The organism is Streptomyces sp. NPDC058964, assembly GCF_042741275.1.
Classification (GTDB): domain Bacteria; phylum Actinomycetota; class Actinomycetes; order Streptomycetales; family Streptomycetaceae; genus Streptomyces.
In genome coordinates this window covers 18,735-27,812 of record NZ_JBHYKH010000041.1, presented here as the reverse complement: position 1 = coordinate 27,812, position 9,078 = coordinate 18,735, and the positions used below count along the sequence as shown (strand labels likewise).

Below are 9,078 nucleotides of genomic sequence, written 5' to 3'. Positions count from 1 at the left end.
ACCCCCCACCCCGCGCGCCGCCCTCCCCCCCGCCCCGCACGGCGCCGCTAGGGCCCGTCCGATCTCCCCACCCCCACCCCCCCCCCCCCCGCGCGCCCGCGGCCCCCCCCCCCCGCGGGGGCCCACGGAAGCCACCTGACGGTCCAGCAGATGCCGCAGGTACGCGTCGTCGCCCGGCCTCGCCTGGTAGCCGACGCCGAGCCGGTGTTCGGCCCGCAGCCCGTCGACGAAGGCCCGCACCGGGGCGGACAGCCCGGCGTAGGCGGCGGCCAGGTTGGACCAGGTGGTGTCGCCGCCGTACGGCGGGACGGTCTCGGCGCGCAGGACGGTCGCGGCGGGCGGGTCGACGCGGGCGCCGTGGTCGCAGTGCCAGCCGCGCAGCAGCGTGTGCCGGCGCCGTCGCAGCCACTCGTCGTGGTCCATGCCGAACCGGCCGCCCAGCTCCAGCCGGTCGGCCGTCGTCTCCACTTCGGGGAAGCCCTCCGGTGAGGCGCTGCCGCGCCGCCCGAGGACGACCGGCTCGCCGAACCGGCGGGCGAACGCGACGTGCGAGGCGTGGTCGAGCTTCTGGTCGCGGAAGAAGACCACCTTCCAGCGCAGCACCGCCGCCCGGATCCTTGCCACCACCGCGTCGTGGAGCTCCTCGGCCAGGTCGACGCCCGTGATCTCGGCGCCGATGTGGCCCGCGACCGGACTCACCTCGATCCCCGCCGCCTGCTCGGCCCCGTCCCCGTCCGCCGTGCCCCTGTCCGCCGTCATGCACACTCCGAATCCTGTGCCGTCCGTCCCTGTGAGGGTGACAGGACGGGGCGTCCGGCGCGACCACCCTGCGGTTGATCACCGGTCGCGCCGTCCCCGACGCTGGGTACAGGACACAGTCGACGGAAGGTCCCACCGTGATCAGCATTCCGGCGCACGAGCTCAACGACGGTACGACGGTCCCCGCGATCGGCCTGGGCACGTGGCCCATGAACGACGCCGAGGCCGAACAGGCCGTTCGTCACGCGCTCCGCCTCGGTTACCGCCTCGTCGACACCGCGGCCGGCTACGGCAACGAGGCCGGGGTCGGCAGGGGGATCGTCACCGCGGGCGTGCCCCGGGAAGAGGTCGTGGTGACCACGAAGCTGCCGGGGCGCCACCACGGGTACGAGGAGACCCTGGCCTCCTTCGGGCAGTCGCGGCGGCGCCTGGGCCTGGAGTACGTCGACCTGTACCTGATCCACTGGCCGCTGCCCCGCGTCGGCAAGTACGTGGACTCCTGGCGGGCGATGATCAAACTCCGGGAGGACGGTCTCGTGCGTTCGATCGGCGTCTCGAACTTCACGCCGGAGCACATCGGGCGGCTGGAGGCGGACACGGGCGTCCTGCCCTCGGTGAACCAGGTGGAGCTGCACCCGCTGTTCCCGCAGGACGCTCTGCGTGCCTTCCACGCGGACAAGGGCATCCTCACCGAGAGCTGGAGTCCGCTGGGCCGGGACAGCCTGCTGCTGGACGATCCCACGGTCGTCGCGACGGCCGAGGCGCTCGGCGTGACCCCCGCACAGGTGGTGCTGCGCTGGCACGTCCAGCTGGGCGCCGTGCCCATCCCGAAGTCGGCCGATCCCGCCCGGCAGCGCGAGAACCTCGACGTGTTCGGCTTCGAGCCGGGACCCGCCCAGATGGCGGCCGTCCCGGACCGGGCCCACCGCCGGCTGGGCGGTGACCCCGAGGTGCACGAGGAATTCTGACCTACTGCTCCTCGACCCGTTCCTCGGCGCCGTCGTGTTCTGCCCCGGTCGCCGTGAGGCTGCCGAGGATGTCCAGCAGTTCGGCGCTGCGGCTGCCGGGCTCGGCGTGGAAGACGACCAGGGTGAGGCCGTCGGTGCCGTCCACGGTCAGCTTGTCGGAGTGCAGGTCGAGGTCTCCGACCTGCGGGTGGGTCAGGTGGCTCACCCGCCCGCGGCGGGGCCGCACGTCGTGCCGTGCCCACAGCAGACGGAAGTGCTCGCTGCGCACCGACAGGTCACCGACCAGGTCCCGCAGCCGCGGGTCGTCGGCGTCGGGCCCGGCGTAGGCCCGCAGGGTGGCCACGCCCTCCTCCGTGAGGTCCTCCCAGTCCCGGCGCAGCTCGCGCTCGGCCGGATCCAGGAGGACGGCCCGCAGCAGGTTGACGCCGGGCGCGTAGTTGGGGGTCAGTGCACGCGCCAGGGCGTTGGCGGCCAGGCAGTCGGTGTACCGGTTCTGGACGTAGGCGGGGTTGCGGGTCCAGCCGTCGATGAGCTGCAGGATGCTGACGGGCACCTGCTCCTGTGTGCGGACCGGGTGCCGTGTGCCGGCGGGACGCTCCTGGGCCAGGCCGATGAGATGGGCGGTGGCGTCGGCGTCCAGCCGCAGCACCCTGGCCATGGCCTCCAGCACCTGCACGGACGGATTGCGGTCGCGGCCCTGTTCCAGCCTGAGGTAGTAGTCGGCGCTGATACCGGAGAGCATCGCGACCTCCTCGCGGCGCAGTCCCGGCACCCGGCGCAGACCGCTGCCGGGCAGGCCCACGTCCTGCGGCCGGACCAGCGCCCTGCGGGCACGCAGGAACTCCCCCAGCGCGTTCGTTCCGTCCATGCCACCACCGTACGGCCGGGCCCGGCGCGGTGACTGGCCCTGTCACTCCCGGGAACACGGGGGCACTGCCGCCGGCCGGGCCGTCGGCGCAGGGTGGAAACCGAGGCGGGCCGCCGCGACGAGGGCCCGCCGGAAGGCGCAGTACGAATGGTACGAGAGGTACGAGAGGTACGACATGTCTGCAACGCCCGGCGGAACCTTCACCCCGGCCGGCGGCCCGACCCTGACCCGCATGGGTTACGGCGCGATGCAGCTCGCCGGTCCGCACGTCTTCGGTCCGCCCAGGGACCGCAGCCGGGCCGTCGCGGTGCTTCGCGAGGCGGTGGCGGCGGGGGTCACGCACATCGACACCGCCGACTTCTACGGTCCCGTGGTCGTCAACGAGATCATCAAGGAGGCGCTGCACCCGTACCCCGAGGGCCTGCACATCGTGACCAAGGTCGGCGCCCGCCGTGGCGCCGACGGCGGCTGGATCATGTCCCGGCACCCCGAGGACCTGAAGGCGCAGGTCCACGACAATCTGCGGCACCTCGGCCTGGAGACCCTGGACGTGGTCAATCTGCGCCTCGGTGACATGGACACTCCGAACGAGGAGCCGGTCGCCGACCGGTTCGGAGCCCTGGCGGAGCTGCGGCAGCAGGGCCTGATCCGCCATCTCGGGCTCAGCGCCGCCTCGGCGGCACAACTCGACCAGGCGCGGGCGATCGCGCCCGTGGTCACCGTGCAGAACATGTACAACCTGGCCAACCGGCAGGACGACGCCCTGGTCGAGCGCACGGCGGCCGAGCACATCGCCTTCGTCCCCTACTTCCCGCTGGGCGGCTTCACCCCGCTGCAGTCCGGCACGCTGACCAAGGTCGCCTCCCGGCTCGACGCCTCACCGCAACAGGTCGCCCTGGCCTGGCTGCTGCGGCGCTCGCCGAACATCGTGCTCATCCCGGGCACGTCGTCACCGGAACATCTGCGCGAGAACATCGCCGCCGCCGATCTGCTCCTGCCGGCCGACGCGCTCGCCGAGCTGGACGGCGTCGGGCTCCGGGGCGGGAGCTGATCCCCGCGGAAGGCGGCCCGCGGCAACGGGATCGTCCCGTTCCGCCCCCAACAGGCCTGCCGGGCCTCTATGTTCACGGCGGTAGCCGACGTCTCTTCGTCCCAGGAGGCCTCTTCGCATGCGCAGCGCGCTCCGTACCGCCATAGTCGGGGCGGTGACCGCCGGCACCGTCCTGACCTGCGGCACCGCCGACGCCACTCCGCCCGGTCCGGGGGTCACCGGCCGGGTGATCAGCCGAACGACCGTGGGAGAGACCGACTACATCCTGCGGGAGGTGACGATTCCGCCCGGGCAGACCACCGGCTGGCACTACCACGACGGTCCCCTGTACGGCTATGTCCGGCAGGGCACCCTGACCCACTATCACTCGGACTGCGCCCAGGACGGCCTGTACCGCACCGGCGGCACGCTGTACGAACCGAGCGGGTCGGGCAATGTGCACCTCGGGGCCAACCGGGGTGACAAGACGGTCGTCCTCGACGTGCTGTACGTCCTGCCGCACGGCTCGCCGTTCTCCGAGGACGCGCCGAATCCGGGCTGCTCCTTCCAGTGACCACCGCCCGGTGATCACGGACCGCGGGCCGTGCTCACGTCCCGGGCAGCGGCTGCCCGGCCCAGATCGTCCTGCCGCCGCTCGACTGCCGGCTGCCCCGGCGCTGGGCGAGCGGGGCGACGAGGAGCAGGCGGCGGCCTCCCTCGTCGAAGGCGTGGGTCCGGCGCAGGTGCGGGTGAGGTGGAACTGCCGTCGGAGACCCCGCAGACGGGCACGCGGTCACGGATCAGCCGCAGCCGGATGGGCGGCACACCGCAGCGGACGGCGTTGGTGACCGGTTCGCCGACGACGGGTTCGGTGACGAAGCCGGCCCCGTCCAGCCCCCGGACGGCCAGTTGCTCGGTGGCCGCCTCGCGGGCGGCGGCCACGCGCGCGGGATCGGGCGGGACGTCCCAGGTGGCCACCCGGTCCGCAACGAGGGCCCGGGTGCGGGCGGGCAGCAGGGCCACGTCGCCGCCGGGCTGCTCCGGGAGTACGGCTTGAGGCAGCGCCGGCTGGTGTCGAGGGCCGGCAGCGACATGGACGCCTGTTGGAAGACCTGGCCCGCCAGTGCGGGCTCGGGCGCCCGGGGCCGGTCGGCGGGGATCACGCATCCGGTGGGCCGGCCGTCCCCGCCGCGCACGGGGCAGGCGGTGAGGGCGAGCTCGACGCGGTGGCCGTCCCGGTGAGGCAGGGCTATGAGACCCGCGCGTGCGGCGACGGTCCGCGCGGCACCTCCTCGTCGAGCAGACCGGTGACGGGCCGCCCCACGACCTGTTCGGCGGGGTGTCCCGTCGGCAGCCGCGCGTCCTCGCTCCACCCCGTCACGATACCCAGGGCATCGATGGCCGCCACGGCCGAGACCTGCTCCGTACGCCCCGGGACGATCCTTTGTTCCGGGGCGTCGAGCGCGAAGGCGGCCCGGTCACCCCCGCCGAGCGTGCAATACGGCCAGCGCCCGGTCGGCGTGGGTGTTCATGCGCAGTTCACTGCGGACGACCTCGAGGACCGTACGGTCCTGCGCGATGACGAAGGTGGCCCGCTTGGTGGGCGCGAGCGCGAAGCCGCGTTTCACGCCGAAGAGCTCACGGACCGACCCGTCGGCGTCGGACAGCAGCGGCATGCCGAGCGTGTGCCGCCCGGCGAACTCCTGCTGGCGCTCGACGGAGTCGCCGCTGATCCCCACGGGCCGCGCGCCGACGGCGGCGAACTCGGCGGCCAGGTCGCGGAAGTGGCAGGCCTCCGCGGTGCAGCCGGGGGTCAGGGCCGCCGGATAGAAGAACAGCACGACTGGACCGTCGGTGTGCAGCTCCGACAGCCTCCGCGTCGTGCCGGTCTCGTCCGGCAGCTCGAAGTCCTCGACCTTGTCGCCGACGCCGACACGCTCGCTCACGACCGGCCCTCCCCGCTGCGGGCGACACCGCGGGCCCACAGGACCAGGGGCACCTGGAGGGGAAGGCGCGCGACGGCGGCCGCCTTCAGCGGTGCGGGGCGGTGCCGCCAGTCCACGGCCATCTGCACGTTCGCCGGGAACACTCCGACGAAGAAGGCGGCGGCGGCACGGGCGGCCGCCGTCCGGGTCCGCGGCAGTGCCAGGCCCGCGGCGAGCGCCAGCTCCACGGCACCGCTGGCGTACGTCCACGTCCGTGGCGAGCCCGGCAGCATCTTCGGAATCGTCGCATCGAACTGCCGGGGGGTGGCGAAGTGGGCGACCCCGGCGGTGGCCAGCAGACCGGCTAGCAGCAGGGGTGAGCGTTCGGACCGGGACACGGTTCCTCCTCTGACGACCTGCCGCCGGATATTACTCGACGGTAGGCGGGTGGCGGGCCCCGGATGCCGGTGTATCACGGCCGGCGTGCGACGGCCGCAGGGGTGGCCGTGACGGGCCAGTTGGCGCGGACGACGAAGGAGACCGTGATCAGCAGCGCCCAGGAGACCCACTTCGACATCGACACCGGCTCCCAGCCGTCGAGTTGGTACGGGTACCGCCAGGCGCCGAGGTAGGTCGCCACGTTCTCCGCCAGCCACAGGAAGAACCCGACCAGCGCGAAGGACAGCGCGAGCGGCATGCGGTGGCGCCGGTCCCCGACCGTGAAGTACGTCCACGTCCCCCAGGTCGCGCACAGCAGCAGGCAGCCCAGGGCCCAGCGCAGGTCCGGCAGCCAGTGATGCGTGAGGAAGTTGACGTACAGGCAGGCCGCCAGTACGGCGGTGACACGGGCGCGGTAGCCCGTGAACGACAGGTCGAGCAGCCGCCAGGTCCGGCAGCCGTAGCTGCCGACCGCCGCGTACATGAACCCGCCGTACAGCGGCACACCGGCCACCTTCGTCAGCGCGGGCTCGGGGTAGCTCCACGCCCCCACATGCACCTTGACCAGCTCGAAGACCAGCCCCAGTACGTGGCAGACCGCGACGACCGCCACGTCCCGGCGGGTCTCCCACCCCAGCAGATGGCACACCGCCGTCAGCAGTACGCCGTACGCGAGCAGCAGGTCGTAGCGGGCGGCCGGGAGCGGCGGCAGCAGCCGGACGACCGCCATGCCGCCGAACAGCGCGACCGCGAAGGCACAGCAGCGGGCCTGCACCCACCCGAACAGCGCCACCTGGCGGACGAGGACCCCGGCCTGCTGCTTGATCTTGTGCATGCCAGGTAGACGTCCGTCCGCCGCCGACGGTTGCGGTCGCCGGGGACCACTGCGCCGATGCCGGTTCGCCCAGGCCGTGGCCACCGGCGCTCCGGCCTCCTGGCCGGGCTCGTCCTCGACCGCGTGCCGCCATGCCGGCGACCGCCCGCTGCGCATTCTCCGGGCGTACCCGTCGGAACACGTCGCGCGGCCGTTCAGGGAGACCGGGAAGACGGTGGAACACCTGTCTGCCGAGGACCAGATGGGCCGAGGGGGTTCGTCCCCGGGGACGTCCCCGCCGTTCCGCGGGACGCGGGGACGGCATCCTGACGGCTCGTCAAGGAAACGCTGGGTGTCGTGATCACGCCTCGTGGTCACGAGAACAGCCCGGAGGTTTCGATGATCCGACGGACCGTGAAGAGCGGCCTGCTGGCGACCGTCGCGGTGCTCGCGTTCCTGCCCACGGCGGCCGGCGCCGCCGAGACGGGCCACGCGGTGCCGCAGCCCGCACCCGCCGCCTCGACGCAGTACACGCTTCCCTCGCTGCTCCCCGCCCCCGCCCGGCACAAGCCGGCGCGGCACCGCGTGACGCCCCACAAGTCCCACCGCGGGGTCCACCGTGCGCACCGCGCCACGCACCGCGTGCACCGCCTGCGTCACCTGCACCGCGTGAGCGCCACGCACTGCGCGCACCGGGTGGCGCGCCGCGTGGTCCCGCCGGCCGGGTACCGCCACGGCATCCCCGCCGTGGGCCGCGTGGCCACGCACCACGTCGCGCTGAACGTCCGCTCCGGCCCGGGAACCGGCTACCGCGTGGTCGGTCACCGGCACCCGAACCGGCTCGTGGCACTCACCTGCCGGACGGGCGGGTCCCGGGTGTACGGCAACCGCACCTGGTACCGGCTCTCCCACCACAGGGGATACGTCTCCGCCCGCTACATCCGGGTCCGCACCGCCGTTCCGTGGTGCTGACCGCTCCGTCCCGCCGTACGTCCTGACCGGAGGCCTGTTGGGGTAACACTCCGTCCCGAAAATGCCGTGGGGGTGGCACCAATTAAAGCACCTAATAAAACGCCGCGGGTTTGGGCTTCCGCATAACGGGTAAACATTAACACAACATGGGCGAAAATCGCAAAGTGGAACTGGAGTCGAGGGACGCACCATGCGGCAGCCCGCACGACCGACCACGCCGGACGAGCCGCTGGTGGTGAGACTGCGCGAACTGAGGGACCGTACGGGGCTGAGTCTGGCGGCGCTGGCCGCCCGCACCCCGTACAGCAAGTCCGCCTGGCACCGCTATCTGACGGAGGGCAAACGGCCACCCCGTTCGGCCGTGGAGGCGCTCGCGCGGATCGCCGGTGCCGACCCGGCACCCGTGCTGGCGCTCTGGGAGGCCTCCCAAGGGCCGCCGCCGTCCACCGACCGGCACGAGGGCGGAGCGGCGCGCCCGCCCCGGCGCCGGGCCGTACGGCTGACGGTGCTCACGCTGCTCACCGCGGCCGCCGCGGCGGCGGTCGCCCTGACCTTGACCACCCGGCACGGCTCGTCCGGGACGCAGTTCGTCATGGCGGCACCCCGCTGCCACGGGAGGTCCTGTCAGGGCCGGCTGCCCGACGCGTCGGTCTGCGCACGCGACGCGCGGACCGAGAGCATGGTCAGCGACCCGTCGTACGACGTCCGGCTGCGCTACTCGCCCACCTGCGGCACGGTCTGGTCGCAGGTGCGGCTGCGCTCCCCGCACGCCCGGGAGATCTCCGTGCGCGCGGGGCAGGACATGCTCTCGGCCACCTATCCGGCCAAGGACTCCACCGGCGACAGCAGCCCGATGCTCACGGTGCCGTCACCCCGGGGAGTGGAGGCCTGCGCGGAGGTGGCCGGACAGCTGGCCTGCACCGGCCTGGACGTGGAGGAGCCCGACGGGTCCGGGGACCAGCCCTGAGGCGACGCGTGGCGACGCGCCCAAGGCACGGGCGCGGCGCCGTGCGCGGTGGCGAGTGGCGAGCGGCCAGTTGGGGGGGACGCTCGGCCGGTGGCGATCAGCCCCTGCGGCGCGCCGCTCGGCACCGGCTGCCGGGCCGGGCGCAGGGCCGCGATGCCGATGAACACCATGGACGGGACACCGGTCAGGGCGAAGGCGGTGAAGCCGAGACCGCCCGTGGGGCCGGGCGGGCGACCGGGCGCGGGGCCGCGGGGGGGGGGGCGCCCCCCCCCCCCCCCCCCCGGGGGGGGGGGGCGGGGGGGGGGGGGGGGTGTGGGGGGGGGGGGGGGGTTGAGAC

The 9,078-nt window shown here is 73.6% G+C and carries 11 protein-coding genes and 1 pseudogene; 5 read left to right on the top strand and 7 right to left on the bottom strand.

The features are described from left to right. On the bottom strand, positions 1-759 hold a 759-nt coding region (locus ACFW2E_RS08180), incomplete at its 3' end, for a TauD/TfdA dioxygenase family protein (protein ID WP_384463200.1). A gap of 137 nt (positions 760-896) precedes the next feature. On the opposite strand from ACFW2E_RS08180, the gene ACFW2E_RS08175 reads away from it, so the two are divergent. After that, positions 897-1,727, top strand: a complete 831-nt coding sequence (locus ACFW2E_RS08175) for an aldo/keto reductase (RefSeq protein ID WP_384463197.1) — start codon at positions 897-899, stop codon at positions 1,725-1,727. A gap of 1 nt (position 1,728) precedes the next feature. Here the strand turns inward: ACFW2E_RS08175 and ACFW2E_RS08170 are convergent, their stop codons facing one another. Further along, positions 1,729-2,595, bottom strand: coding sequence for a helix-turn-helix domain-containing protein (locus tag ACFW2E_RS08170; RefSeq protein ID WP_384463194.1), 867 nt, complete (start codon positions 2,593-2,595; stop codon positions 1,729-1,731). Positions 2,596-2,770: 175 nt separating this feature from the next. On the opposite strand from ACFW2E_RS08170, the gene ACFW2E_RS08165 reads away from it, so the two are divergent. Together ACFW2E_RS08165 and ACFW2E_RS08160 are read left to right on the top strand one after the other, a co-directional pair. Further along, on the top strand, positions 2,771-3,646 hold the full coding sequence (locus ACFW2E_RS08165; RefSeq protein ID WP_384463191.1) for an oxidoreductase: 876 nt from the start codon (positions 2,771-2,773) through the stop codon (positions 3,644-3,646). Positions 3,647-3,764: 118 nt separating this feature from the next. Next, positions 3,765-4,199 carry a cupin domain-containing protein gene (locus ACFW2E_RS08160; protein ID WP_384463188.1) on the top strand — a complete coding sequence of 145 codons (435 nt, stop codon included), beginning with the start codon at positions 3,765-3,767 and terminating at the stop codon, positions 4,197-4,199. A gap of 34 nt (positions 4,200-4,233) precedes the next feature. Here the strand turns inward: ACFW2E_RS08160 and ACFW2E_RS08155 are convergent. The 5 genes and pseudogenes from ACFW2E_RS08155 to ACFW2E_RS08135 form a co-directional block, all read right to left on the bottom strand. Beyond that, a pseudogene (locus ACFW2E_RS08155) lies at positions 4,234-4,681 on the bottom strand (ATP-binding protein); the annotation flags it as partial. Between the two features lie 193 nt (positions 4,682-4,874). After that, positions 4,875-5,033 (bottom strand): hypothetical protein, encoded by a 159-nt coding sequence (locus tag ACFW2E_RS08150; protein WP_384463185.1) that lies wholly within the window; start codon positions 5,031-5,033, stop codon positions 4,875-4,877. Positions 5,034-5,103: 70 nt separating this feature from the next. Continuing rightward, positions 5,104-5,571, bottom strand: a complete 468-nt coding sequence (locus ACFW2E_RS08145) for a peroxiredoxin (protein ID WP_384463182.1) — start codon at positions 5,569-5,571, stop codon at positions 5,104-5,106. Then, positions 5,568-5,948 (bottom strand): DoxX family protein, encoded by a 381-nt coding sequence (locus tag ACFW2E_RS08140; protein WP_384463179.1) that lies wholly within the window; start codon positions 5,946-5,948, stop codon positions 5,568-5,570. Before ACFW2E_RS08140 ends, ACFW2E_RS08145 begins: the two co-directional genes overlap by 4 nt. A 74-nt stretch (positions 5,949-6,022) precedes the next feature. Next, on the bottom strand, positions 6,023-6,823 hold the full coding sequence (locus tag ACFW2E_RS08135) for a DUF817 domain-containing protein (RefSeq protein ID WP_384463176.1): 801 nt from the start codon (positions 6,821-6,823) through the stop codon (positions 6,023-6,025). Positions 6,824-7,201: 378 nt separating this feature from the next. Between ACFW2E_RS08135 and ACFW2E_RS08130 the strand changes: the two genes are divergently transcribed. Together ACFW2E_RS08130 and ACFW2E_RS08125 are read left to right on the top strand one after the other, a co-directional pair. Continuing rightward, complete coding sequence (locus tag ACFW2E_RS08130) at positions 7,202-7,774, top strand: SH3 domain-containing protein (protein ID WP_384463173.1); 573 nt, start codon at positions 7,202-7,204, stop codon at positions 7,772-7,774. A 190-nt stretch (positions 7,775-7,964) separates the two neighbouring features. Beyond that, positions 7,965-8,741 (top strand): XRE family transcriptional regulator, encoded by a 777-nt coding sequence (locus ACFW2E_RS08125; protein ID WP_384463170.1) that lies wholly within the window; start codon positions 7,965-7,967, stop codon positions 8,739-8,741. The last annotated feature ends 337 nt before the right edge of the window (positions 8,742-9,078 follow it).